Source organism: Arthrobacter sp. MMS18-M83, from assembly GCF_026683955.1.
In the GTDB taxonomy this organism is placed as follows: Bacteria; Actinomycetota; Actinomycetes; order Actinomycetales; family Micrococcaceae; genus Arthrobacter.
In genome coordinates this window covers 3457325-3480840 of sequence record NZ_CP113343.1, presented here as the reverse complement: position 1 = coordinate 3480840, position 23516 = coordinate 3457325, and the positions used below count along the sequence as shown (strand labels likewise).

General features: G+C 63.6%; 24 protein-coding genes and 1 tRNA gene. 10 read left to right on the top strand and 15 right to left on the bottom strand.

Features of this window, described 5'->3' with window-relative positions; genetic code table 11:
- Positions 1–139: 139 nt before the first annotated feature.
- The 4 genes from OW521_RS16495 to OW521_RS16480 all read right to left on the bottom strand — a co-directional run bounded on the left by OW521_RS16495 (position 140) and on the right by OW521_RS16480 (position 5653).
- The gene (locus OW521_RS16495; RefSeq protein ID WP_268020688.1) at positions 140–2386 is read right to left on the bottom strand and encodes a DEAD/DEAH box helicase; all 2247 of its coding nucleotides are present in this window, start codon (positions 2384–2386) and stop codon (positions 140–142) included.
- Positions 2387–2813: 427 nt separating this feature from the next.
- Positions 2814–3476: an MOSC domain-containing protein gene (locus OW521_RS16490; RefSeq protein WP_268020687.1), complete on the bottom strand. Its 663-nt coding sequence runs from the start codon at positions 3474–3476 to the stop codon at positions 2814–2816.
- A 21-nt stretch (positions 3477–3497) separates the two neighbouring features.
- A complete protein-coding gene (locus tag OW521_RS16485) occupies positions 3498–4172 on the bottom strand; it encodes a response regulator (protein ID WP_268020686.1) in 675 nt (224 codons plus the stop codon).
- Positions 4169–5653: a sensor histidine kinase gene (locus OW521_RS16480; RefSeq protein WP_268020685.1), complete on the bottom strand. Its 1485-nt coding sequence runs from the start codon at positions 5651–5653 to the stop codon at positions 4169–4171. Before OW521_RS16480 ends, OW521_RS16485 begins: the two co-directional genes overlap by 4 nt.
- Positions 5654–5746: 93 nt before the next feature.
- Here OW521_RS16480 and OW521_RS16475 point away from each other — a divergent pair, with 93 nt between their 5' ends.
- Positions 5747–6931 carry an acyl-CoA dehydrogenase family protein gene (locus tag OW521_RS16475; RefSeq protein ID WP_268020684.1) on the top strand — a complete coding sequence of 395 codons (1185 nt, stop codon included), beginning with the start codon at positions 5747–5749 and terminating at the stop codon, positions 6929–6931.
- A gap of 13 nt (positions 6932–6944) precedes the next feature.
- Here OW521_RS16475 and OW521_RS16470 read toward each other — a convergent pair whose 3' ends face one another.
- The 4 genes from OW521_RS16470 to OW521_RS16455 form a co-directional block, all read right to left on the bottom strand.
- Positions 6945–8309, bottom strand: a complete 1365-nt coding sequence (locus tag OW521_RS16470) for an MFS transporter (protein ID WP_268020683.1) — start codon at positions 8307–8309, stop codon at positions 6945–6947.
- Positions 8306–8857, bottom strand: a complete 552-nt coding sequence (locus OW521_RS16465) for a winged helix-turn-helix transcriptional regulator (RefSeq protein ID WP_268020682.1) — start codon at positions 8855–8857, stop codon at positions 8306–8308. The genes OW521_RS16470 and OW521_RS16465 overlap by 4 nt, the downstream gene beginning before the upstream one ends.
- Positions 8858–9014: 157 nt before the next feature.
- Positions 9015–10178: a cystathionine gamma-synthase gene (locus tag OW521_RS16460; RefSeq protein WP_268020681.1), complete on the bottom strand. Its 1164-nt coding sequence runs from the start codon at positions 10176–10178 to the stop codon at positions 9015–9017.
- Between the two features lie 14 nt (positions 10179–10192).
- Complete coding sequence (locus OW521_RS16455) at positions 10193–11578, bottom strand: cystathionine beta-synthase (RefSeq protein WP_268020680.1); 1386 nt, start codon at positions 11576–11578, stop codon at positions 10193–10195.
- A gap of 124 nt (positions 11579–11702) precedes the next feature.
- On the opposite strand from OW521_RS16455, the gene OW521_RS16450 reads away from it, so the two are divergent.
- Positions 11703–12131, top strand: a complete 429-nt coding sequence (locus tag OW521_RS16450; protein WP_268020679.1) for a VOC family protein — start codon at positions 11703–11705, stop codon at positions 12129–12131.
- Positions 12132–12241: 110 nt separating this feature from the next.
- Here the strand turns inward: OW521_RS16450 and OW521_RS16445 are convergent, their stop codons facing one another.
- Positions 12242–12646: a VOC family protein gene (locus OW521_RS16445; RefSeq protein ID WP_268020678.1), complete on the bottom strand. Its 405-nt coding sequence runs from the start codon at positions 12644–12646 to the stop codon at positions 12242–12244.
- A 151-nt stretch (positions 12647–12797) separates the two neighbouring features.
- Here OW521_RS16445 and OW521_RS16440 point away from each other — a divergent pair, with 151 nt between their 5' ends.
- On the top strand, positions 12798–13790 hold the full coding sequence (locus OW521_RS16440) for a DNA-3-methyladenine glycosylase family protein (RefSeq protein ID WP_268020677.1): 993 nt from the start codon (positions 12798–12800) through the stop codon (positions 13788–13790).
- Positions 13791–13870: 80 nt separating this feature from the next.
- Here OW521_RS16440 and OW521_RS16435 read toward each other — a convergent pair whose 3' ends face one another.
- Together OW521_RS16435 and OW521_RS16430 are read right to left on the bottom strand one after the other, a co-directional pair.
- Complete coding sequence (locus OW521_RS16435; protein ID WP_268020676.1) at positions 13871–14791, bottom strand: hypothetical protein; 921 nt, start codon at positions 14789–14791, stop codon at positions 13871–13873.
- Positions 14792–14922: 131 nt separating this feature from the next.
- Positions 14923–16596, bottom strand: coding sequence for an AMP-binding protein (locus tag OW521_RS16430; RefSeq protein ID WP_268020675.1), 1674 nt, complete (start codon positions 16594–16596; stop codon positions 14923–14925).
- Positions 16597–16698: 102 nt separating this feature from the next.
- Here OW521_RS16430 and OW521_RS16425 point away from each other — a divergent pair, with 102 nt between their 5' ends.
- Positions 16699–16977: a putative quinol monooxygenase gene (locus OW521_RS16425; RefSeq protein WP_268020674.1), complete on the top strand. Its 279-nt coding sequence runs from the start codon at positions 16699–16701 to the stop codon at positions 16975–16977.
- 39 nt (positions 16978–17016) lie between these two features.
- On the opposite strand, the gene OW521_RS16420 is transcribed toward OW521_RS16425, so the two are convergent.
- On the bottom strand, positions 17017–17388 hold the full coding sequence (locus OW521_RS16420; protein ID WP_265981735.1) for a thioredoxin family protein: 372 nt from the start codon (positions 17386–17388) through the stop codon (positions 17017–17019).
- A gap of 164 nt (positions 17389–17552) precedes the next feature.
- On the opposite strand from OW521_RS16420, the gene OW521_RS16415 reads away from it, so the two are divergent.
- The 3 genes from OW521_RS16415 to OW521_RS16405 are packed head-to-tail and all read left to right on the top strand — an operon-like array spanning position 17553 to position 19970.
- Positions 17553–18218, top strand: a complete 666-nt coding sequence (locus OW521_RS16415) for a TetR family transcriptional regulator (RefSeq protein WP_268020673.1) — start codon at positions 17553–17555, stop codon at positions 18216–18218.
- On the top strand, positions 18215–19177 hold the full coding sequence (locus OW521_RS16410) for an ABC transporter ATP-binding protein (protein ID WP_268020672.1): 963 nt from the start codon (positions 18215–18217) through the stop codon (positions 19175–19177). Before OW521_RS16415 ends, OW521_RS16410 begins: the two co-directional genes overlap by 4 nt.
- Positions 19170–19970: an ABC transporter permease subunit gene (locus tag OW521_RS16405; RefSeq protein WP_268020671.1), complete on the top strand. Its 801-nt coding sequence runs from the start codon at positions 19170–19172 to the stop codon at positions 19968–19970. Before OW521_RS16410 ends, OW521_RS16405 begins: the two co-directional genes overlap by 8 nt.
- Before the next feature lie 82 nt (positions 19971–20052).
- On the opposite strand, the gene OW521_RS16400 is transcribed toward OW521_RS16405, so the two are convergent.
- Entirely contained in the window at positions 20053–20598 is a 546-nt protein-coding gene (locus OW521_RS16400) for an acyl-CoA thioesterase (protein ID WP_268025926.1), read from the bottom strand.
- Between the two features lie 139 nt (positions 20599–20737).
- On the opposite strand from OW521_RS16400, the gene OW521_RS16395 reads away from it, so the two are divergent.
- Positions 20738–20962: a hypothetical protein gene (locus OW521_RS16395; RefSeq protein WP_268020670.1), complete on the top strand. Its 225-nt coding sequence runs from the start codon at positions 20738–20740 to the stop codon at positions 20960–20962.
- A gap of 186 nt (positions 20963–21148) precedes the next feature.
- Here OW521_RS16395 and OW521_RS16390 read toward each other — a convergent pair.
- Positions 21149–21230 (bottom strand) — tRNA-Tyr (locus OW521_RS16390).
- Between the two features lie 129 nt (positions 21231–21359).
- Positions 21360–21626, bottom strand: a complete 267-nt coding sequence (locus OW521_RS16385) for a hypothetical protein (protein WP_268020669.1) — start codon at positions 21624–21626, stop codon at positions 21360–21362.
- Positions 21627–21813: 187 nt separating this feature from the next.
- Between OW521_RS16385 and OW521_RS16380 the strand changes: the two genes are divergently transcribed.
- Both OW521_RS16380 and efeU read left to right on the top strand, forming a co-directional pair.
- On the top strand, positions 21814–22305 hold the full coding sequence (locus OW521_RS16380) for a YajQ family cyclic di-GMP-binding protein (protein WP_059387254.1): 492 nt from the start codon (positions 21814–21816) through the stop codon (positions 22303–22305).
- 318 nt (positions 22306–22623) lie between these two features.
- Complete coding sequence (gene efeU / locus OW521_RS16375; protein WP_268020668.1) at positions 22624–23478, top strand: iron uptake transporter permease EfeU; 855 nt, start codon at positions 22624–22626, stop codon at positions 23476–23478.
- Positions 23479–23516 lie beyond the last annotated feature (38 nt).

Below are 23516 nucleotides of genomic sequence, written 5' to 3'. Positions count from 1 at the left end.
CAGGAAGGGCCGCAACTACGCCCTTCCGCAACAAAACCGATCCTACGGACGGGGGCAGGCAGTTCCAAGGGTTTGGGTTAAACAGCCAGAGGCCGGCTCGAAAGCCGGCCTCTGACCGAAATCCAGGAACTAGTCCTGTTTACCACTTGCCCTTGCGGTTGAAATCGCGGTTGCCTGCGTCGCCGCCAGTGCGCGGCTTGCGGGCGCCGCTGCCGCCGCCGAAACGGGAATCACTGCTCTGCCCGCGGTCGCCGTAGCTGCCCGTCCCGGTACCGGCGCTGCTGCGCTCGCTGTAGGAACGGCCGCCACGGTCAGCGGAGGAACGCTCGCCACCGGCGTAGCCGGCACGGTCGCCTTCAGTCTTGCGGAACTCCTTTTTGAAGCCGCCGTTGCCCTTGAAGTTGCCGCCGCGGTCTCCACCGGAGTAGCCACCACGGTCGCCGCCGCGGCTGCCGCCGGAGTAACCGCCACGCTCGCCGCCACGGTCAGAGGCCGGCTTGCGACCGTTGTCCAGCTCGAGGTGGATCAGCTCGCCGCCGATCCGTGTGCGGGACAGGGCACGCAATTGATCGGCGCTCAGGTCAGCCGGAAGCTCCACCAGGGAGTGGTCCGAGCGGATGTCGATGCCGCCGATCTGTGCCGAGGAGATACCACCTTCGTTGGCAATGGCACCAACGATGGAACCGGGCATGACGCGCTGACGGCGTCCGACGGCGATCCGGTAGGTGGCGTTGCCCTCGGTCAGGGTGCGGGTGGGGCCACGTGAACCGAACCCGTCCTTGGAGCGCTCGCGCTTCTGGAATTCCGGTGCAGCCGGCAGTTCCTTGACCAGGAGCGGCTGGCCGCCCTGCGCCATGACGGCCAAAGCGGCGGCGATCTCCGAAGCCGGAACGTTGTGCTCCTCCTCGTAGGAGGAGATCAAGTCACGGAACGCCGCAACGTCCTCGGATTCGAGGGTCTCGGTGATCTTGTCTGCGAATTTGCCCAGGCGCAACGTGTTGACCGTCTCGGCGGTGGGCAGGTGCATCTGCTCAACCGGCTGGCGGGTGGCCTTCTCGATCGAGCGCAGCAGGTACTTCTCCCGCGGCGTCATGAACAGGATGGCGTCGCCGCTACGGCCTGCACGGCCGGTACGGCCAATGCGGTGCACGTAGGACTCGGTGTCGTGCGGGATGTCGTAGTTGACCACGTGGCTGATGCGCTCAACGTCAAGGCCACGGGCCGCGACGTCGGTGGCAACCAGGATGTCAATGCGGCCTTCCTTCAGCGCGTCGACAGTCCGCTCACGCTGCTGCTGCGGGATGTCGCCGTTGATGGCGGCAGCCTGGAAGCCGCGGGACTTCAGCTTGTCGGCGAGGTCCTCAGTGGCCATCTTGGTACGCACGAAAGCGATGACGCCGTCGAACTCTTCAACCTCAAGGATACGGGTCAGCGCATCGAGCTTGTGCGGTCCCATGACCTGCAGGTACCGCTGGCGGGTGTTGGCGCCGGTAGTGGTCTTGGACTTGACCGAGATCTCGGCCGGGTTGTTCAGGTACTGCTTGGACATGCGGCGGATCTGGCTCGGCATGGTGGCAGAGAACAGCGCAACCTGGCGGTCTTCCGGAGTCTGCTGGAAGATCTGCTCAACGTCCTCGGCGAAGCCCATGCGGAGCATCTCGTCGGCTTCGTCAAGTACCAGGTACTGCAGCTCGGACAGGTCCAGGGAACCCTTCGAGATGTGGTCGATCACACGGCCGGGAGTACCGACAACAACCTGTGCACCGCGGCGCAGGCCGGCAAGCTGGGGGCCATAGGCCGAGCCGCCGTAGACGGGGAGAACCGTGAAGTCATCAATGTGCTTAGCGTACGAGGTGAAGGCCTCGGCAACCTGGAGCGCAAGCTCGCGGGTCGGAGCAAGAACCAGGGCCTGGGTCTTGCGGGACGGGCCGTTGAGGTCGTGGAGTTCGGCCAGGCGGGACAGTGCCGGTACTGCGAATGCTGCAGTCTTACCGGTACCGGTCTGGGCGAGGCCCACGACGTCGCGGCCTTCGAGCAGCAGCGGGATGGTTGCTGCCTGGATCGGAGACGGCTTCTCGTAGCCGACGTCCTGCAGGGCCTTCAGAACGCGGGGGTCGATTCCGAGGTCGACGAAGCGGACGCCCTCCTCCTCTTCTTCAGCAGGGGATTCGGCCGGGGCCGAAGCCTCCGGGGCCGAAGCCTCCGGGGCTGAAGCTTCAGCGGGCGCGGCGGCCTCGGCGGGTGCAGAAGCCTCAACGGGCGCGGCGGCCTCGATGAACTCAGCGGCAGGAGCTTCGGTAGCTTCGGGGGTTTCTACGGTCTCGACGGCGGTCTGTGCTGTTTCGGCAGACTCGGCGACGAACGGGTCGTTCAGGTTTTCGGGCATAGGGGAAAGTTTCCTCATCCATAGGGGGCCAGTCGGCGCGGCCCGGTTGGGCTTGGCCGCAGTACACGTTGCGTGCAAAAGAACCAGGAGGCTCTGGTGCTCGCAAGAAGTCCGGCGCTGTCGCAATCCCATGGCAGGACTTCCCGCTGCATCTCTTGGCTGCTATCTCAGCAGTCTGTACAGCGTTTTCTTCGCCCGGCTCTCCCTATGAAACTGCCCGCACACATTTTGCGGGCCCCAACACTGACCAGTCCTGCCTCAAGAATTGGGCAGGAAAAAGGGATTTCCGGAGTGGGGGATATTTCAATTGTAGGGCACAGACTAGCGTCCCCGCGACACAACTGTCGACGAAGGCGGTGAGCTTGCGCACATCGGCACCCCAAATGCCCCTCAAGTCCGCCCCTCCGGACGGCCGTCCGAGTGGGATTCAGGCATCGACCCCGTTGCGGCGCATGAGTTTTTCAAAGGTGTCGTGGTAGTCGGATTGCAGCAGGACTTCGCCATCCGCCTCGGCGTCGAGCAACAATTGCATGTCTTCCAGGTTGGGGTTGCTGAACCATTGCCCCACCGTGATGCCATGTTTCGGCACAAAAAGTTTGTGGATGTAGTCCCCGGCCGAAATGGTCCCGGTCCGCACCACACGCAGATAGGTGCCGACCCGTCCCGCCTCAGTGAACCGCTTGACCCACTGCGGTTCATTCATGCGGCGTTGGAAGGTCGCGCACGGCACCCGCGGTGACGTGACTTCAACTTCGACGTCCAAGCCGATCTTCCAGCGTTCGCCGATCACGGCACCGGTGGTCTCGATTCCGGCAACGCGCAGGTTTTCCCCGAAGATACCGGGAGGCATGTCCCGTTGGAGTTCCTTGGCCCAGTAATCGGCGTCGGCCTGGGAGTAGGCATAGAGCGCTTGGTCCTCCCCGCCGTGGTGGATCCGGCTGGCCTGGATGTCTCCATGGACCCCCAGCTTGTGGACCTTCACCGGACCGTCAATAGGGCGTTTGTCAATGGCCGTCACCCCGACTGACCCTTCGGGGTCAGGCAGGAGCTCGTATACCCGGCAAACAGCAAGCAACGATGCGGTATCCATGGATACAGTCTACGTACGCAGCTACGGATCGAAGCGATAACCCATGCCGGCCTCGGTGTGCAGGTGGCGAGGTTGAGCGGGGTCGCGTTCAAGTTTGCGCCGGAGCTGGGCAATATAGACCCGCAGGTATTGGGTTTCCTTGGCATAGGCCTGTCCCCAGACCTGGGTGAGGATCTGCTGCTGGCTGACCAGGCGGCCTGCGTTGCGCACCAGCAATTCCAGGATGTTCCATTCCGTGGGCGTAAGCCGCACTTCGGCGCCGTCCTTGGTGATCTTCTTTCCTGCCAGGTCAACCAAGAAGTCCGCGGTCTGGAGCGTCGGCACCTCATGCCGCGGAGCTGCCCGGCGTGAGGCGGCACGGAGCCTGGCCAGGAGCTCATCCAGGCCGAAAGGCTTGGTGACGTAGTCGTCGGCGCCGGCGTCGAGGGCTTCCACTTTGTCTTCCGAACCGTGCCGGGCGGACAACACAATGATGGGCATGGTGCTCCAGCCCCGAATGCCCTTGATGACATCCACGCCATCCATATCCGGCAGGCCAAGATCCAGGACCACAATGTCCACGGGCTGCTGCGCGGCGGCTTTGAGCGCATCCGTTCCGTTGCCGACGCTGATGGCACGGTAGCCATGGGCATGGAGATTGATTTGCATGGCCCGGGCGATTTGGACCTCATCTTCCACAATCAGCACCAGATTCATGGCCGCCCTCCCGTCCACAAGGGGAGAGTGACCACCATGGTCAGCCCGCCTCCCGGCGTCGCCTCCGCCATGAGCGTACCGCCCATCGCTTCCGTGAATCCTTTGGCGACGGCAAGCCCCAGTCCGATTCCGGAGCGCCCGTCCCGGCTGGAGGGGGAATCATCGAGCCGTTGGAAAGGCTGGAACAGCTCCAGCACGGCCGCGGGCGCAATGCCCCGGCCGTGATCCATCACCCTCAGTTCACTGGCCGGCCGTCCATCCACGGCGATGCCCGCGCCCGCCCGCGCCACCAGCACAACATCCGATTCCGGCGCGTACTTCACTGCGTTCTCCACAAGGTTCGCCACGACGCGTTCCAGCATCCCGGCGTCCGCTTCTATATACGGAAGGTTGGCCGCAAGCTCGTTGCGGATATGTTCCGCAGGCACGCCGCGCAAGGCCTCCGGCAGGATCTGGTGCCAGCCCAGGCCGCGCAGCAACGGGTTCACGGCATCGGCGGTGATGCGGGACATGTCCAGGAGGTTGTCCACCAAATGATCGAGACGGTCGGCATAGTCCTCGATGGTGGCCAGCAGTTCGCGTTCGTCCTCGGGAGCAAATGTCACGTCATCCTGGCGTAGGCTGCTGACGGCAAGCTTGATTCCAGCCAGCGGAGTCCGGAGATCGTGGGAGACAGCGCGCAGGATGGAAGTGCGCATCTTGTTTCCTTCCGCGAGCCGCACGTTGTCTTGCCTGCTCCTGACCAGTTGCTGTCGATCCCGCACGGCCACCACGAAAGCACCGAATGCGGCGAGCATGCGGCGGTGCTGTTCCGAAAGGGGACCGCCCCGGAGGAGCAGCGTGTAATTGGGATCGACGACGGCGGCATGGTCAGCGGCCGCATGCGTCACCGGCGGCTCGACCCCGGAGCTTGCGAGAACCCTCCAGTTTTGTCCAGTACCTTCCGGCGATCCGGCGGTGGACAACAGTGTCACCGCCTCCATCCCGAGGTTGACACGGATCTTGTCCAGGAAAGACTCAAGGCTGCCGTCCGAGCTCAGGATCCGCAGGGCCAATTCGCTCAGCGCCTTGGCCTCCGCGCCGGAGTGCGCGGCCTCCTGAGCCCGTCGGGTTGCCAAGCCAACGGCGAGCGCCACCCCACACGCCACGGCCAGGAAGATGACCAAGGTGAAGAGCGTCGAGGGGTCGGCGATGGACAGGGAGCCCACCGGCTCTGCCGAAAAGTAGTTCAAGAGAAGGCTGCCTAGGACCCCTGCCACCACTGCCGGCCACAATCCTCCGATGGCGGCGACGGCCGCTGCGACAGCCAGTTGAAAGAGCATGATCATGGCGAAGTTCCGGTAGTCCAGCAGGGATACCAGGACTTCGATGGCGACAGGAAGCAGCAGGGCCAGGACAAGGCCGGCCAGTATGCGGGGGCGTCCGATCCCCTCGACTGCCGGTAGCGGCAGTCCTGTTCCGTTCACTTCCGCCGCGGCCATGGCTCAATTCTGGCACGGCGCAGCCGCCAGCCGCGCCGGCGTCGGCGGTCCCGCAGGCCGCCCGTGGAGCATGTTCGGCCTTAGGATGCTGGCATGAGCCATTCAACGACGAATACCTCCGATGTCCTGGCCCTCGAATCCCTCTTGAGTAGCGAGGAATTGGAGCTTCGCGAGAGGGTGCGTGACTTTACGGACCAGCGCATCCGGCCAAACATCGCGCGGTGGTACGAGGACGCCGTCTTCCCACGGGAGCTACCCGCGGAGCTTGGTGAACTCGGCGTCCTTGGCATGCACCTGGAGGGCTATGGTTGCCCGGGCCGCACCGCCGTCGAATACGGCCTTGCCGCCATGGAACTCGAGGCTGGCGATTCCGGCATTCGCACTTTCGTGTCCGTCCAGGGTTCGCTCGCCATGACCGCGATCCACAAGTGGGGCAGCGAAGAGCAGAAGGAGCAATGGCTCCCCCGGATGGCTGCCGGCGAACTGATCGGCTGCTTCGCGCTGACGGAGCCGACGGCGGGTTCGGACCCGTCGTCGATGGCTAGCTTTGCGCGCCGCGACGGCATCGGTGACGACGCCGGCTGGGTGCTGGACGGTTCCAAGCGCTGGATCGGGATGGCATCGATCGCCGACGTCATGGTGGCGTGGGCGAACACGGAAGACGGGATCCGGGGTTTCCTGGTTCCGGCAGGCACTGCGGGGGTCACCACGACTCCCATCGAAGCGAAGCTCTCCATGCGCGCCTCGATCCAATGCGATGTAGCGTTCGACGGCGTCCGGCTGGGTCCGGAGGCCCTCCTCCCGGGTGCCCAAGGGCTCCGTGGACCGTTCACTTGCCTCAACGAGGCCCGTTACGGCATCGCTTGGGGCGCCATGGGCGCGGCCCGCGACTCTTACGAGGCAGCGCTCGAATATGCCGGAAGCCGCATGCAATTCGGCAAGCCCTTGGCCGGCTACCAGTTAACCCAGGAAAAACTTGTCAACATGCTCTTGGAGATCCAGAAGGGCACCATGTTGGCCATTCATCTGGGACGCCTCAAGGATGCCGGCAAACTGCGGCCGGAACAGATCTCGATGGGCAAGCTCAACAACGTTCGTGAAGCCATCAAAATCGCCCGCGAAGCCCGCACCATCCTGGGCGGCAACGGAATCACCTTGGACTACCCGCCATTGCGCCATGCCAACAACCTGGAATCAGTGCGCACCTACGAAGGAACGGACGAAGTACACGCCCTGATCCTTGGCCAGCACATCACGGGGATCCCGGCGTTCCGCTAGGAATCGCCGTGCCCTAGGCTGCAACAGGAACGGGTTCCTTCTTCCCGGCGTCTTTACGGATCGTGGCGCTGATGACGGCCGCCACGGTGCACATCGCGGCGGCGCCGATCCAGGCGTAGGTGTAGTGGCCCGTGGCGTCACGGATGTAGCCTGCCAGGAGTGCGGCCACTGCTGCCCCGAGCTGGTGAGCGGCGAAGACCCAGCCGAACACCACCGAACCGTCGGCCCCGAACACCTTGCGGCAGATGGCCGCTGTCGGGGGCACCGTGGCCACCCAGTCCAGGCCGTACACGACCACGAACAGGATCATGCTGGGTTCCACCGTTGAGCCCAACAGCACAGGCAGCACCAGGAGGCCGATACCGCGGAATTGGTAATACACCGCCAAGAGCACCTTGGGGTTGAAGCGGTCCGTCAACCAACCGGAAGCGATGGTGCCCACGATGTCGAAGATCCCGACGACGGCCAACAAGCCCGCCGCGGTGGTTTCGGGCATTCCGTGGTCGTGCGCCGAGGGAATGAAGTGGGTTCCGATCAGGCCGTTGGTGGTGGCACCACAGATGGCGAAACCGGCAACAAGGGCCCAGAAAGTGCGCACCTTGCTGGCCCGCTTGAGCACCTGCAGTGCCCGAATGGCCGCGTTGGGCACTTTGCCGCTGGCTGTCGCTGTACCTTCACCTTCGGTGACGTCCGCAACCTCGGCGACTTCCGCCGTCGTCGGCTGCTCTTCTTCTGCGCCATAGGGTTGAACCCCGACGTCGGCGGGTGAGTTTTTGAGCCAGAGCAGCACAAGTGGCACCACGGCGAGCGCGCCGGCGGCGATGAGCAGCGAGGCGCCGCGCCAGCCCGGGTTCTGGGCAAGGACCGCGATGAACGGCAGGAAGACCAATTGGCCTGCTGCGCTGCCCGCGGTCAGGATGCCGATCACCAGTCCGCGGTTCTTCGAGAACCAGGTGTTGGCGATGGTGGCGGCGAAGACCAAGGCCATGGATCCGGTGCCGAGGCCAATCAGCACGCCCCAGGTCAGCAAGATCTGCCAGGACTGGTTCACGAACACTGTCAGCGCGGAGCCGAGGCCAATCAGGCAGAGGGCGATCGCGGTCACTGTGCGGATGCCGAAGCGTTCCATGAGCGCAGCGGCAAACGGGGCCGTGAGCCCGAACAACACCAGGTTGATGCTGACGGCGAGGGACAGGACCGTGGTGGACCAGCCGAACTCCTGCTGCAGCGGGACCATGAGCACGCCGGGTGCGGCCCGGAATCCAGCTGCGCCCACAAGTGCCAGGAACGCGACAGTGGCCACCATCCAGGCGGGGTGGAGCCGCCGCTTCCGCTGGGGCTTGCCAGTGGATAGTTCGGTGAGGTTGGGTGCGGTCATGCGGAGGGCTCCGATTCGTTCGGGAGGGCGACTGCGGCAAGTGTTGGGGCGGTGGCCAGTGTCGGGGCCGTGGCCAGGGCGAGCGGTTGTTCTGATCGCGTGAGGCTGTGCCAGCTGGTGTTGGCCGCCGTGAGCCGGGACCCACAATGGGAGCAGGTATCGGCCGACGCCGTCGGCAGCCCACAACCGTTGTGGATCACGCGCATGTGGGCGTTGTCCGCGGGTGCGTCGAGATGTTTCTCGGACCAGATGATGATGGCGTTCAAGACCGGCAACACATCCTCGCCCTTGGTCGTAAGGACGTACTCTTGACGCATGCGAGCGCCATCCGTGTAGGGCCGCTGGGCAAGGAGGCCGGCCTCAAGCAGCCAACCCAGGCGCTTGCTCAGGACGTTATCGGCTACTCCGAGACGGGACTTGATGGCGTCGAAGCGTCCGTTGCCGAAGAAGACCTCCCGCAGCACCAGGCTTCCCCACGGGTCGCCGAGGATATCCAGGCCACGGGCCAGGCTGCACGTCCGCTCGGACCAATCGGATCGTAAAGGCATGGCTAGAGAGTAGCTGGCTTTTCTAAAGAAAGCTAGGTCCTAACGTAAGGTGCGCCATTTCTGACCATGTTTGAACGCGGATCGGCCGGGACACACCAGTGTGATGGCGTGTCCCGGCCGATCCAATATTCAAAACAGGTCAGATATTGAGGGGCACTCAGTCCGTGATGTTGCCGATCGCCTGCTCAAGGTCCGCGATGAGGTCTTCGACGTCCTCGATGCCGCAGGAAAGCCTGATCAAGTTGACCGGAACGGCCAACTCCGTGCCCTTGACCGAAGCGTGCGTCATCTCCGAGGGATAGTTCATGAGCGATTCGATGCCGCCCAGGGACTCGGCCAGCGTGAACACCTGGGTGGACTCTGCCACCTTGCGGGCCGCAGCTTCACCGCCCTTGAACTGCACCGAAATCATTCCGCCGAACTTCTTCATCTGCCTCGCCGCGAGCTCATGGCCCGGGTGGGAAGGCAGGCCCGGGTAAAGCACGGCTTCAACTTCGGGACGTTCAAGCAACCACTCGGCCACGGCCTGGGCGTTCTCGCTGTGGCGGTCCATGCGCACGCCGAGGGTCTTGAGGCCGCGGGTAGTAAGGAAAGCGTCCATGGGGCCGGACACAGCGCCGACGGCGAACTGCACAAAGCCGATCTTCTCGGCCAGGTCAGCGTCCTTGACTACGATCGCACCGCCAACCACATCCGAGTGGCCGCCGATGTACTTAGTGGTCGAATGGACCACGACGTCGGCACCGAGGGCGAGCGGGGTCTGCAAGTAGGGCGACGCAAAGGTGTTGTCGACCACAAGGAGGGCGCCGGCGTCGTGCGCTACTTTGGCGAGCGCTTCGATATCGGTGATCTTCATCATCGGGTTGGACGGGGTTTCCACCCAGACGATGCGCGTTTTGTTGGCGGCCACGGCCGCAGCAACGGCGTCAAGGTTGGACATGTCCACTGGTGTGTTGCCGATGCCCCACTCACCAAGCACACGGTTGATCAGCCGGTAGGTTCCGCCGTAGGCGTCGTTGCCAAGGACGATGTGGTCCCCGGGCCGGGCAATGGCACGGATCAGGGAGTCTTCCGCGGCAAGGCCCGAGCTGAAGCTGTATGCGTGGGTGCCGCCTTCGAGTGCCGCGAGCTGCTCCTGCAGCGCGTCGCGGGTGGGGTTGGTGCCGCGCCCGTACTCGTAGCCGTCGCGCAGACCGCCGATGCCGTCCTGGGCATACGTCGAGCTGAAGTGCAGCGGCGGAACCACGGCGCCGGTACGCGGTTCGAAGGCCTGGCCGGCGTGGACAGCACGCGTGTTGAATCCTGCTTCGTTTGCAGACATATGAACTCCTAGTGTCAGTTGCTCAGGTAGGCGAGAAGGTCGTGGCGGGTCAGGATGCCCACGGGAGCCCCGACGAACGTCACCATGACGGTGTCGACGTCGGACAGCAGCTCCCGTGCGGCGGAGATCGTTTCAAGTGAGCCGATCACCGGCAGGCGCTCCCCCATGTGCTCGGAGATCTTGTCGGTCAATTTCGCCTCGCCGCGGAACAACTTGGTGGTCAACGTACGCTCGTCGACCGCGCCAAGGACCTCGCCCATGACCACCGGCGGTTCCTGCGAAAGGACTGGGATATGCGAGACCCCGAATTCGTTCATGATGTTGATGACATCGCGGACGGTCTCGTTGGGGTGGATATGGACGAGGTCCGGCATCTGGCCGGTCTTGGACTTCAGAACCTCGCCCACCGAGGCTTCCTCGCCGCCGGAGAGGAAGCCGTAGGAGCGCATCCATTTGTCGTTGAAAATCTTCGCCAGGTAGCCGCGGCCGGAGTCGGGCAGGATCACGACGACGACTGCTTCCGCGCCAAGGTCTTTGGCAACCTGCAACGCGGCAACCACTGCCATGCCGGATGAGCCGCCTACCAGGAGGCCTTCCTCGCGGGCCAGGCGGCGGGTCATCTCGAAGGAGTCCGCGTCGCTCACGGCAATGACGTCGTCGGGCACGGTCTTGTCGTAGTTGATCGGCCACATGTCTTCGCCGACGCCCTCCACGAAGTAGGGCCGTCCGGTGCCGCCCGAGTAGACCGAGCCTGCGGGGTCTGCGCCGATGACCTTGACGCGGCCGCCGTCGGACTCCGGCCGGTTGGCGGACACGTCCTTGAGGTACCGGCCGGTACCGGTGATTGTGCCGCCCGTACCGGCGCCGATCACCACGTGCGTGATCTTGCCGTCGGTATCACGCCAGATCTCAGGTCCGGTGGTCTCGTAATGGCTGCCGGGGGCGGCAGGGTTGGAGAACTGGTCCGGCTTGTAGGCTCCGGGGATTTCGGAAACGAGCCGGTCGGAGACGCTGTAGTAGCTTTGCGGACTGTCCGGGGCCACGGAGGTCGGGGTGACCACAACTTCTGCGCCATAGGCCTGGAGCACGGCGCGTTTGTCCTCGCCCACCTTGTCCGGGACAACGAAGATGCACTTGTATCCCTTTTGCTGGGCCACCAAGGCAAGTCCCACGCCGGTGTTGCCAGAGGTGGGTTCCACGATAGTTCCGCCCGGCTTGAGCTTTCCGTCCCGCTCCGCCTGCTCGATCATCTTCACCGCGATGCGGTCCTTGATGGAGCCTCCGGGGTTCACATATTCGAGCTTCACCAGAATGGTAGCTTTGATGTCGCCGGTCACGTGATTGAGCTTGATGAGCGGTGTATTGCCAATGAGGTCCAGGACGGACTGGGCGTACTTCATAGGTACCAAGTTACCGCTTGGTCGGGGGTGCTCCCGTGCGATCCGCGCCGGGTCCGTGTCTAGCCAAGGGAAGGCCTCCCGGGGCAAGCTGGCCGTGACACCCTCCAAGGAAAGGACATGCACCATGGATTGGACCCTGGAAGTGGTTGTGCTCCCCGTGAGTGACATTGACCGAGCCATCGAGTTCTACCGCGACAAGGTGGGCTTCGACCTTGACCACAACACCACCAACGAGCACATGCACGTGGCGCAATTGACTCCCCCGGGCTCAGGATGCTCGATCGTGGTCGGCAGCCTCCCTGCCCAGAATGAGATGGCTCCCGGCTCCATGCGGGGACTGCAGCTTGTGGTCGCGGACGCGCGCGCTGCGCGGGAAGAATTGCTCAGCCGCGGTGTCGAGGCCGGCGAAATCACCGTCTTTGACGAGCGCGACGGCGGCACGTTCTTCGGGTTCGCCGACCCCGACGGCAACACCTGGGCAGTCCAGGAACTCAAGGTCCGCGCCGAGAAGCCCTTGATTCCGGTGGAAGCGCGCGGGCGCTTCGGGGAATAGGGCCGGCCGGGGCGATACTGGGTCAACCCCGGGGCTTGTTTGCGAGACCACAGGCACAAGCCCCGGAACCACAAACTAGCCCCGGGATGGTCTGACCCCGCCTCGTTGGCTCACTCTGCCGAGGTTCGCTCCCCGGCCGGGATGTTCTCCCACAGGCCCAGGACATTGCCCTCGGTGTCCTTGAAATAGGCATAGAAACCCATTCCCGGAATGGCATCCTTCGGCTTGACTACCGAGCCGCCCAATCGTTCGATCTCCGCCAGGGCAGTGTCGATGCTCTCCACGTCCACCGTGATCACTGGGGTGGTGAGCTCGCCGGCCCTTGCCATCATCCCGCCGTTGATGGCTCCGGGCTGCGATGGCATGCCCGTCTTCTCGTCGCTCGGGGTGGTGATGACGATGTTGTAGTCCATCTCCGGCATCGGGTTGATCTGCCAATCAAACGCCGATTTGTAGAAGTTCCTAGCCCGCTCCTGGTCATCCGCGGGGATCTCAAAGTGCACGATTCCGGCCATGATCGTTCTCCTGGATTGCGTTGCGAAGACGCGGACGCCCCGCGCCACACGTGGAGTCTAGTCGTCCGGGTTTCCCGGCGTAAGGGGCTTCGTGGACTGCTTGTTTCCGGACATGTCCACTGTTGTCAGACGAGCGTGCGACCATGAATGAATGACCATCGTCGATGCCCCACCCGCCGCAGCGGCCGCGGCCGACGCGTCGGCGCGATGGCATCCCGGCGGTCCGATAGACCTCCTCCAGACCCTTGGGATCCTCATGCGGGGCAACGGGGATCCGTCCTTCGCGGCACGGCAGGACGGCGTGTGGATGGCGTTCACGACGCCGGACGGTCCGGTTACCCTGCGCCTCACCTCAGCCGGAAATGGCCCGGACACTTATGTGGATGCGCAAGCCTGGGGATCCGGCGCAGCTTCTGCGATCAATTCCGTCCCTGTGCTGCTGGGAAGCGGGGACGACTGGTCCGACTTTGACGACGCCGCGTTTCACGCCACCCTCCCGCGAATGGTCAGGGAAGCCCGACGCCGGAACCTCGCCGTCCGGCTGCCCTCCACCGGGCGGGTGGTGGACTCGCTCGTGCCCACGATCCTTGAGCAAAAGGTCACTACTATCGAAGCCCGGCGGGGCTATCGCTACCTGATGTACCGGTACGGCACCGCAGCCCCGAGCGCTGGACGCTCCTCGATGTCAGGCCTGCCGTCGGGCCTGCTCGTCCCTCCGTCCGCTGCCCGATGGCTGGCCGTTCCTTCATGGGAATGGCACAAGGCCGGCGTGGGTCCCCAGCGTTCGGCAACCGTCATGCGGGCCCTGCGCTCCGCCGTCGCGCTTGAACGGCTCGCCTCACTCAGCGCAGCGGAGGCCGGAACAAAGATGCAGACCATTCCGGGCATTGGAGTCTGGACCGCTGCCGAGGTTGTCCAGCGGACCCATGGGTGCCCTGACTCGATCGCGGTGGGCGACTACCACTTGGCCTCGTACGTTGGCTATGCGCTGACCGGCAGGAAAACCGACGACGCCGGCATGATCGCCCTGCTGGAGCCTTGGCGCGGGCACCGGCAGCGGGTAGTCCGGATGCTCGGGCTCAGCGGCTTCCGCAAGCCGACGTTTGGACCGCGCATGACCATCCAGGACCACCGCGGGCACTAACGCAGCCGCCCTCTGCAAGGCGGGGTCACTTACGGTCCATGTTGCTGCCCGGCATGGGCCGTAAGTGACCCCGCGTTGGCTTAAACGGAACGGAGTTTCGTCCGCTTGATCCTGACGATGAGGTCACTGAACCCTTCCGCCAAGTCATTGGCGTTGGCCTTGAAGTAGGACCACCCTGCGCTGGTGAAAGCCTCGTCCCTCCGATTGTCCCTTGTCTGCTGTTCCCGCGTGAGATGAGGGGCGCCGTCATACTGCACTGCGATCCGGAACCGCCGGTACCCCAGGTCCGCGGACGGCGACCACAGATCATCCGGATCGATGCGGAGTTGCAATTCCGGTTCCGGCAGCCCTGCGTCCAACATAGCCAGCCGCAGGAATGTCTCCGGAAACGAGTCTGCTCCGACCCGCATGTCTTCAAGGGCAAGCCGGGCCTTCTCCACGCCTTTCATGTTCGGATGCTGCCGGACAAGAAGCCGCAGCCTTTCCTTATTCGCGTAAGGCCCCGCCCTTCCTTCAAGGCCCGGCCGGGGCATGCGGATCAGCTGGTCGCCCATAGCGATCACGTACCGCAGCGGCAATTGATGCGCCAGATCAAGCCACGTCCGGGACGGGGAGGATACCGGGATTCCGTCTAATTCCGTGACTTCGCCAGGGAGGACGCGAACTCGGTGGCCCGTCACTCCTGTCCGGCGGACCCGGGGAAGCTCATGGGGCTTGCTGAGGTGGACAGTCTCGCTGCTGCCCAGCCACGGAGGAAGGCCGAGCCGGGTCAGCACCGCGGCGCTCTCATGGGACACCCAGGCACCCGGTGTTGCCGCCGCGAGAACCCGCGCCCGTTCGGCAAGCGCAAACTCACGGGCCGCAGGCAAGTAGATCAGCCGGCCGCCGTCGGACACGTCCTTGGCCCGGAGCCGCTTCGGAGCAACGCCGAGTGCACGGGATTCATAGACCGTGAAAGGACGTTTGCTGAGTTCCTCCGGCAACGGAATGATGCGGACCATGCGATCCAGTTTGTCCGCAAACGGACGCCGGCAAGGAGTTATCCACAGGCTGACTTCCAAACCCAGCAACGCGGGGTCACTTACGGCCCATGTTGCTGCCCGACATGGGCCGTAAGTGACCCCGCGTTGGCTTAGAGCCCCAGGCGAGCGATCGCTTCTTCCCGCATGTCGATCTTCCGTACCTTGCCGGACACCGTCATGGGGAAACTGTCCCGGATGTCTACGTAGCGCGGGATCTTGTAGTGGGCCAGCTTGCCGCGGCAGAACTCCCGCACTCCGGCCAGGTCCAAAGCTGCCCCTGGCTTGAGGATGACGCAGGCCATCAGCTCTTCGCCGTACTTGGCATCAGGCACCCCGATCACCTGGACGTCCTGGATGGCGGGATGCCGGTACAGGAACTCCTCGATTTCGCGCGGATAGACGTTCTCGCCCCCGCGGATGACCATGTCCTTCATGCGGCCTTCGATCACCATAAAACCGTCAGGGTCCATCCGGGCGAGGTCGCCGGTGTGCATCCAGCCGTCGTGGTCGATTGCCTCGGCGGTCTTCTCGGGCTGGTCCCAATACCCGGCCATCACGGCGTAGCCCCTGGTGCACAATTCGCCGATCTCTCCGCGGTCCAACGTTTCGCCAGTGCCAGGATCAACAATCTTGGACTCCAGCCGCGGCATGGTGCGCCCCACTGTGGTGGTCCGTTGCTCCAAGGTGTCGGACGCAAGGGTCATGGTGGACACGGGCGAGGTCTCGGTCATGCCGTAGCAAATGGCCACGTCACGCATGTTCATCTCCCCGATGACGCGCTCCATCACCTCGATGGGGCACAGGGAGCCGGCCATGACGCCGGTGCGCAGCGTGGAGAGGTCATAGGAGGCGAAATCGGGCAATGCCAACTCGGCAATGAACATGGTGGGTACGCCGTACAGTGAGGTCCCGCCAAAGTCCTGCACGGCTTCCAGAGCGGCAGCTGGGGTGAATCCCCGGCCGGGAATGATGGTGGCGGCGCCGAAGCTGAGGGCGTTCAGGTTCCCGATCACCATTCCGAAGCAGTGGTAGAACGGCACGGGCAGGACCACGCGGTCGTGTTCCGTGTAACCCAGCAGCCTGCCGATCTGGTTGCCGTTGTTGAGGATGTTGTGGTGCGTAAGGGTGGCGCCCTTGGGGAACCCGGTGGTGCCCGAGGTGTACTGCAGATTGATGGGATCGTGCGGGTCCAGTTCCGCCATGCGCGCCCTGAGCGTTGAGGGAGCGACGTCGTCCGCCCGCCTGAGCAGCTCGGCAAAAGTCAGCTCCGCTGAGTTTTGCGGCACACCGGCGTCGAGCATGTCCAGTCCGAAATCGGGAAGGAAAACGAGCTCCCGGAGCTCGAGGCAACTGCCTAAAGCTTCCCGGGCCATGGCCACATAGTCGCTGTTCTTGTCCGATGGCGCGGCCACCATCATCCGCATGCCGTTCTGTCGGACCACGAACTCGAGTTCGTGGCTACGGTACGCCGGGTTGACGTTGACCAGGATCGCCCCCACCTTCGCCGTGGCGTATTGCAGGATGGTCCACTCGGCGCAGTTCGGGCTCCAGATGCCCACCCTGTCCCCCTTGGCGACGCCCGTGGCGAGCAGCGCACGCGCGAGCCGGTCGACGTCGTCGTTCAGCTTTTCGTAACTCCAGCGCCGGGCCTCCCCGCCGGGCACGGGAGCTGCTTCGATCAGCGCGTCCCGCAGCGGGAACTGCGCCGCTATGTGCTCAAAGTTGGCGCCGATTGTCTCTTCAAGCAGGGGGACGTCAGTGTCCCCGGCTGTGTAGGAAAGCATGAACGCACGCTACCAACTACGTCCGCCCAAGAGAAGGCTTTTGCTTGGAAGTCCTACAAAATATTTCGAGGACTTGCCGGGCGAGCCGGTAATGTGAATCCCATGAGTGCACCCATTGACCTGCAGGCCACGTTCATTCCCAACGATGGCGAATTCTTCCGCGTTAAGCTCGCCCTGGAAATCGCGATCGACGAGGTGGTGAACGAGCCCGGCTGCATCCGCTACGAGCTCACCGAGGCCAACGAGGACAAGCTGGTCCTGACCGAGCAGTGGGTGTCCGAGGAACACCTCGACATCCATTCCAAGGGCATCGCGGTCCAGGACCTCAACGAATCCCTCAGCGCGCTGTTGGCAGAGCCGGTCAAGCTCGAGCGCCTTTAAATTCCATCGGCTGCTCCCACGGAGCAGCCGATCCTGCTTCTACGAGTTTTCGGCGCGCTGCTTTGCGATGTGCGCGTGGACCTCATCCATGTCCAAACCCTTGACGGCCTCGATGACCTGCTCCAGCTGGGGTCCGTTCAGTGCGCCCGGCTGGGAGAACACGAGGACCTTTTCGCGGAAGGCCATGAGCGTGGGGATGGAGGAAATACCGGCTTCGGCGGCGAGCTGCTGCTCGGCCTCGGTGTCCACCTTGGCGAAGAAGACATCGTCATGTTTCTCGGAAGCGGCTTTGTATGTGGGGGCAAACTGCCTACACGGGCCGCACCACGCTGCCCAGAAATCCACCAGGACAATGTCATTGCCCTCAATGGTCGATGCGAACTGCTCGCCGGTGATGTCAACTGTAGCCATGCTTCCACGGTACGCGACCGCGCCGCCTAAGTCGCCTCTGTTCGCTACCCGGCAAACCGGGAATAAAGCACGACGGCGGCCGCTAAGACCCGGTCGAGCGGAGCCGCCGAGGGAAAATCGCTAAACCCTTGCAAGACATTGAACAGATGTTTAGCATGTTAAACATGCGTTCAACAGCTGATGATCTCAGCACTCGCGCCCGCATCCGGGATGCCGCGATCGCCTTGTTCGGTCGGCAAGGCTTCTCGGCCGCCACCATCCGGGCCGTCGCCACCGAGGCAGGAGTCAGCCCTGGCCTCGTGATCCACCATTTCGGCAGCAAAGCCGGCCTCCGCGAAGCCTGCGACAACCACGTGTTGGCCGAAACCGCAGGCCAGGGCATCCGGAAGACCGATCCTGAGGCGGTGGGCACACAGATCCAGGACTTCCTGTCCCACCCTGAGCAATACGCCCACGAGATCGCGTATGTCCGGCAATCCCTCAGCGACGAGTCCGACGCCGGTGACGCCTTCTTTGACGCCGTGGTGGCCCAGACCCGGGCCATCATTGAGGCTGGAATCGCTAGCGGCACTATCCGAGCCTTCGACGACGTGGCAACCACCGCCGTCGTGGTCGCGACGAATAGCCTCTCGACGCTGGTGCTCGGCAGGCACGCGGCCCGGGCAGTCGGGACCAGTGAGCTGGGTCCGGACATGCTCCGCGCACTGACGCTCCCCACCATCGACCTCTATACCCACGGCTTCTACACAGACACCCGGTTCCTCGATGCCTCCCGCGCAGCACTGCAGGGACCGGCACCGGAACCCACTGGAACGGAGACCGCATCATGAAACAGGCAATCCTCGTCGAAGGCCTGCGCAAGACGTTCGGCCGTCGGGAAGTCCTGCACGGCATCGACTTCAGCGTGGAACCGGGCAGCGTGTTCGGCGTCATCGGCCCCAATGGTGCTGGCAAGACAACCACCATGCGCTGCCTGCTGGACATCATCCGCCCAAGCGGTGGACATGTTCAGGTGCTCGGCGAAGATCCGCGCTACGCCGGACCCGAACTGCGACGCAGGATCGGCTACCTCCCGGGCGAGCTATTCCTGGAACAGCGCATCACCGGACGCAGGCTCCTGGACCACTACGCAGCGATCAGCGGTCCGGTGAAACCCGGATGCATCGACGAACTCGCTGAGCGTTTGGACCTGGACCTCGACCGCCACACGCGCAAACTTTCCAAAGGCAACAAGCAGAAGCTTGGGCTGGTCCAGGCCTTCATGCACACCCCCGAGCTCCTGGTTCTGGACGAACCTACCAGCGGGCTGGATCCCTTGGTCCAACAGGAGTTCCTGGCCATGGTGCGGGAAGCCCGCGACAACGGGCAAACCGTCTTCCTGAGTTCGCATGTCCTGAGCGAAGTCCAGCAGGCCGCGGACGAGGTGGCGATCCTTCGGGACGGCAAGATCGTCACAGTGGCCACCGTCGATGCCCTCCGCGAGACCGCTCTCCGGCACTTGCGCCTCGCCGCCACCGGCATCACAGCGGACGACGCCGTCGCACTGCTAGGGCGGGTGCCCGGCGTCGGGGCGCTTGAGGTGCTCAAAGCGGGCGACGGCGTGGAGGTCTCCGCGGTTCTGGAAGGAGACATCCAGCCGCTGGTACAAGCGCTGTCCACGCTCCAACTGACGCACTTGGTGTTGGAAGAGCCCGACCTGGAGGAATCGGTGCTGAAGCTGTACGGGATGACAGGCAACGGCAACGGCCGCAGGGTGCTGGAGGCAACGAAAGGAGCCGGCAATGAATAGGAAACTGCCTCTCTTCAGGCGCGCATTCCTGGACCCTTGGCGTTCAACACTCGGGTGGGCAGCGGGCCTTGCAGGCGTGATCGCCCTCTACGTGCCAATCTTCCCGGCCATCGCCGGCGGATCCCAGATGCAGGCCATGATCGATGCAATGCCTCGGGAAATGACCAAAGCGCTCAACTATGATCAGATCGCGACCGGACCGGGCTACACCCAGGCAACGGTGTACGGACTCATCGGCTTCCTCCTCATGACCATCGCTTCGGTGGCATGGGGTGCCGCAGCGGTAGGCGGCGACGAAGAATCAGGGCAGCTGGAACTCACCCTGGCCCACGGTGTCACGCGCGTCCAACTTGTGCTCGAACGCGCAATGTCGATGGTCTTGCGCATCACGCTGCTGTCGGCCATCGTCTTCGGGATGGTCCTGATGCTCAATGAATCCGCCCGTTTGAAAATCAATCCCGGGAACCTGTTCGGCGCAACTGTCCTCTTTGCCGGACTCGCACTCCTCAGCGGCACGGCGGCACTGTTCGTGGGGACCCTGACCGGACGAAAGACCTACGGGCTAGCCGCCGGGACGGCGGTGGGCGTTCTGGGCTACGTATTCAACGCCGTCGGGCGTCAAAGCCCGGACGTGGAATGGCTCCTCAATCTCTCCCCGTATCACTGGGCCTACGGCAACTCACCGGTGACCAATGGAGCGGATTGGACCGCGGCCGGCTGGCTGTGGGGAATCTCGGCAGGACTGGTGCTGCTGAGCGCGGTTGCGCTGCAAAGGCGCGACGTCGGGGCGTAACGCGGCATGCGGGCGCCCGGCCCCTCGGTGCGGGCGGCTTTAGTCTCGCCCGGCCCCTCGGGGCCGAGCGAGACTAGGGGTGCTAGTGCCAGAGGTGCGGCGCGGCTTTGCGGGCGCCGGGGAGCCCGTTGTTCTCACGCCACTCGTGGATCCATTCCGGAAGCTCGAGGTCTGCGGGAGGCTCGCCGAACTCGGCCAGGATTTCCTCCTGGCTCACGGGCCGGCCTTTGGCGACAAGCCGCGTGGCAATATGCGCGCGGGCGTAGATCTCGCCATCCACCACCATGCGCTGTTCAAAGTAGATGGCCTTTGAATCAAGCCCGATGATCTTGGACTCGATGGTGTATTGCTGCCAAAGCTGCAACGACTTCCGGAACGCGATGGTCTCCCCCGCAGCCACGGGATTCCAGCCCCGGTGGCGCATCTTTTGCCAGATTCCTGCACGAACCATGAGGTCGAAGCGTCCAAGATCCATCAGCGAGAAATACATGCCGTTGTTGACATGCATTGCAATGTCGATGTCCGTGGGCAGCACACGCATGGGCAACGAGGACGTACCCCAAACGCTGAGCCGGCTCCGCTTGGACGAAGTGAACAAGAGCAGGAGAGTTCGGAGAAGCAGATGCATAACCGCCATGTTACTCCTGAGTAACATCCGACGATAGCTTTGTATTGTGTGTCGTTGCATGGCACGACGTTTACCGCGGGTTCACGTGCCACCGGCAGAATGTCTGAAAACAAATTGAAGAAGGTATCAAGGAGGTCCCGTGAGCACCACCCAAATCACCAAGACACACGCAGATGTGTGGCCGGAACTTCCGCTTCACCAGGAATTGATCCTGCAGGACACCCGCGGCAACAGGATCGTCGGCACCTTGGACGGCATGACCAGCGACCGCAGTACCCTGTGGATCCAGTTGTCCGGTGGGCTGGGTCGCCAGCTGGTGCACCACCTGGATGGATACTGGCTGGAGCCGGGCAGCGCGAGCTAACTTGGCCGCGCCGTCGGTGTTCACGCGCCGTCCTGACCCTCTTTGAATTCGGAAAGCGCTTGCGACACGGCGAGTCGCGTCATTTCGACGGCCGGACCCGTCAAACAAGGTCAGGACGGCGCGGGTGCCCAGATCCCGGCGCAACAAAAAATCCCCGGAACCACATGGTTCCGGGATTTAATTTTGTGGCAGATGAGGGATTCGAACCCCCGTAGGCGTTGCCAGCTGATTTACAGTCAGCCCCCTTTGGCCGCTCGGGTAATCTGCCGAACTTCAAAAGAAGTCACTCCCGATCATCGTTTCGTTTCCGATCCGGTAAGCGCGAGCAAGACAACCTTACAGAACTTCGGCCGAAGAATCGAATCGAGCCCTCGGAGCCCCAAAATCAGCGGAAATCTCAGGCATCTCCGAGTATCCGGCCCACCAGTTTGGCCTCGAAACTGGCAGCCTGCTCCATGGTGATCTGGTTGAGCTGCACCGCCCGCAGCAGGTCGGCGTGGACACCATCCATCCGGGATGCCGCGTCCGGGACCGGGCTTAGGACTACGGAGGCCGCGAGCGCCGCGGCTGCAACCGCGGTCGCAGCGGTGGCAGCGGCGACTCCGATTGAACCGGCGGCGGCGGCAGCTGACTTGGTGACGTATCGGACGGCCTGGTTGCTCATAGTGCTCCCTTTCAGGATGGGCTCTTCAAACTGGTACAACTCTGTCGGGGCAGTCTCAGTTCCGGCCATACGTGTGCTGTGAGCGAACTGTGAACCTAGGGCACACACCGGGAGCTTCCGTATTAGGCTGGATGGCAGACAAAGCCGCCCCTTTCCGGGCCGCAACGCACCAATCAGAAGGAGAGTCATGGCAGGCGAATCCACATTCGACGTCGTCAGCAAGGTAGACAAGCAGGAAGTCGCCAACGCGCTCCATCAGTCCCAGAAGGAAATCGCACAGCGATACGACTTCAAGGGCGTCGGCGCCGAGATCGACTTCAGCGGTGAAAAGATCCTCATGAAAGCCAACTCCGAGGACCGCATTCTCGCCGTTCTGGACGTGTTCCAATCCAAGCTCATCAAGCGCGGTATCTCCCTGAAGTCCCTCGACCAGGGCGAGCCTTACCCTTCCGGCAAGGAATTCCGCCTGGAATGCTCCATCAAGGAAGGCATCGCCCAGGACATCGCGAAGAAGATCAACAAGATCATCCGCGATGAGGCCCCGAAGTCCGTCAAGTCCCAGATCCAGGGCGACGAGCTCCGCGTCACGTCGAAGTCCCGCGATGACCTGCAGGAAACCATGAACATCCTGAAGAAATTCGAAGAGGCCGATCTCCAGTTTGTGAACTTCCGCAGCTAGGCCCGGTTCAGGCGGCCCAGGCCGCCATCCAGAAGCACGACGACGGCGCGTTGCCCCTGAGCGGGCAACGCGCCGTCGTCGTCGTTAAAGGGGATAGGCGCGTCACGCCGCGCAACTTTTTGGGGTCGAGGCCTGGTGAAGACCCCGAGATTCCGCGACTGCACCGATCCGCAGAGGTCAAAAGACTGCCGCGCGTGACAATCACCCCTGCGTAACCTCAATATAATTACGACACGCTTTGTTTGCGTAATGGCATCAAGCGGGTACTGTACTTCCTTAGGCGAGCCTAAGTGTGGCTCCCCTAACGAAGGATTCCACATGACCGCCAACTTCCTGATCGGCCTGCGCGAAGGCCTTGAAGCCACGCTCGTTGTTGTCCTGCTCATGGCCTACCTGGTCAAGACCGGGCGCCGCTCCCTGCTCCCCAGGCTTTGGGCCGGCGTCGGCATCGCGGTGGCAGTGTCCATCGCTTTCGGGGCGCTGCTCACCTTCGGCCCACAGGGACTGACCTTCGCGGCGCAAGAGGCGATCGGGGGCGGACTGTCCATTGTCGCCGTCGCGCTCGTCACCTGGATGGTCTTCTGGATGGCGCGCACTGCCCGCAGCCTCGGCGGGGAGCTCAAGTCACAAGTGGACAAGATGGCCGACGGCGCCGCGTGGGGTCTCGTCCTTGTGGCCGCCGTCGCGGTGGGCCGGGAAGGCCTTGAGACGGCACTGTTCCTTTGGGCTGCTGCCCAAGCCGCTGGCGAATCGTCGCAGCCGCTGCTAGGGGCCCTGCTCGGCCTGGCCGTTGCCGCCGGGCTCGGATACCTCCTGCACCGCGGGGTCCTCAAGGTCAACCTCTCGCGCTTCTTCACCTGGACCGGGGTCGGACTCATCGTGGTCGCGGGCGGCGTGCTGGCCTATGGCATCCACGACCTCCAGGAGGCAGGAATCCTGCCAGGGCTCCACAGCCTCGCGTTCGACGTCTCCGCCGCCATCCCGCGGTCGTCTTGGTACGGCACCCTGCTGAAGGGCACCCTCAACTTGTCCCCGGCCACCACGTGGCTCGAAGCCGGAGCCTGGTTGCTGTATGTGATTCCGGTGCTCTACTTCTACATCCGGGCCAACGGTTCCGCTCCCGCGAAATCTTCCGGCAACGCCGCCGCTCCCCACGCCGCCAAAGCCGCCTAAACGTTCCCCGCACCCCCCAAAAAACAGAAGGAAATCCC

Excerpts from the sequence above, each read along its gene's own strand:
- OW521_RS16400 (WP_268025926.1), bottom strand. The coding sequence starts at position 20,598 with ATGCATCTGCTTCTCCGAACTCTCCTGCTCTTGTTCACTTCGTCCAAG.
- OW521_RS16485 (WP_268020686.1), bottom strand. The coding sequence starts at position 4,172 with ATGAATCTGGTGCTGATTGTGGAAGATGAGGTCCAAATCGCCCGGGCC.
- OW521_RS16445 (WP_268020678.1), bottom strand. The coding sequence starts at position 12,646 with ATGGCCGGAATCGTGCACTTTGAGATCCCCGCGGATGACCAGGAGCGG.
- OW521_RS16495 (WP_268020688.1), bottom strand. The coding sequence starts at position 2,386 with ATGCCCGAAAACCTGAACGACCCGTTCGTCGCCGAGTCTGCCGAAACA.
- efeU (WP_268020668.1), top strand. The coding sequence starts at position 22,624 with ATGACCGCCAACTTCCTGATCGGCCTGCGCGAAGGCCTTGAAGCCACG.
- OW521_RS16380 (WP_059387254.1), top strand. The coding sequence starts at position 21,814 with ATGGCAGGCGAATCCACATTCGACGTCGTCAGCAAGGTAGACAAGCAG.
- OW521_RS16410 (WP_268020672.1), top strand. The coding sequence starts at position 18,215 with ATGAAACAGGCAATCCTCGTCGAAGGCCTGCGCAAGACGTTCGGCCGT.
- OW521_RS16490 (WP_268020687.1), bottom strand. The coding sequence starts at position 3,476 with ATGGATACCGCATCGTTGCTTGCTGTTTGCCGGGTATACGAGCTCCTG.
- OW521_RS16455 (WP_268020680.1), bottom strand. The coding sequence starts at position 11,578 with ATGAAGTACGCCCAGTCCGTCCTGGACCTCATTGGCAATACACCGCTC.
- OW521_RS16420 (WP_265981735.1), bottom strand. The coding sequence starts at position 17,388 with ATGGCTACAGTTGACATCACCGGCGAGCAGTTCGCATCGACCATTGAG.
- OW521_RS16385 (WP_268020669.1), bottom strand. The coding sequence starts at position 21,626 with ATGAGCAACCAGGCCGTCCGATACGTCACCAAGTCAGCTGCCGCCGCC.
- OW521_RS16405 (WP_268020671.1), top strand. The coding sequence starts at position 19,170 with ATGAATAGGAAACTGCCTCTCTTCAGGCGCGCATTCCTGGACCCTTGG.
- OW521_RS16450 (WP_268020679.1), top strand. The coding sequence starts at position 11,703 with ATGGATTGGACCCTGGAAGTGGTTGTGCTCCCCGTGAGTGACATTGAC.
- OW521_RS16475 (WP_268020684.1), top strand. The coding sequence starts at position 5,747 with ATGAGCCATTCAACGACGAATACCTCCGATGTCCTGGCCCTCGAATCC.
- OW521_RS16440 (WP_268020677.1), top strand. The coding sequence starts at position 12,798 with ATGACCATCGTCGATGCCCCACCCGCCGCAGCGGCCGCGGCCGACGCG.
- OW521_RS16415 (WP_268020673.1), top strand. The coding sequence starts at position 17,553 with ATGCGTTCAACAGCTGATGATCTCAGCACTCGCGCCCGCATCCGGGAT.
- OW521_RS16465 (WP_268020682.1), bottom strand. The coding sequence starts at position 8,857 with ATGCCTTTACGATCCGATTGGTCCGAGCGGACGTGCAGCCTGGCCCGT.
- OW521_RS16470 (WP_268020683.1), bottom strand. The coding sequence starts at position 8,309 with ATGACCGCACCCAACCTCACCGAACTATCCACTGGCAAGCCCCAGCGG.
- OW521_RS16435 (WP_268020676.1), bottom strand. The coding sequence starts at position 14,791 with ATGGTCCGCATCATTCCGTTGCCGGAGGAACTCAGCAAACGTCCTTTC.
- OW521_RS16430 (WP_268020675.1), bottom strand. The coding sequence starts at position 16,596 with ATGCTTTCCTACACAGCCGGGGACACTGACGTCCCCCTGCTTGAAGAG.
- OW521_RS16460 (WP_268020681.1), bottom strand. The coding sequence starts at position 10,178 with ATGTCTGCAAACGAAGCAGGATTCAACACGCGTGCTGTCCACGCCGGC.
- OW521_RS16425 (WP_268020674.1), top strand. The coding sequence starts at position 16,699 with ATGAGTGCACCCATTGACCTGCAGGCCACGTTCATTCCCAACGATGGC.
- OW521_RS16480 (WP_268020685.1), bottom strand. The coding sequence starts at position 5,653 with ATGGCCGCGGCGGAAGTGAACGGAACAGGACTGCCGCTACCGGCAGTC.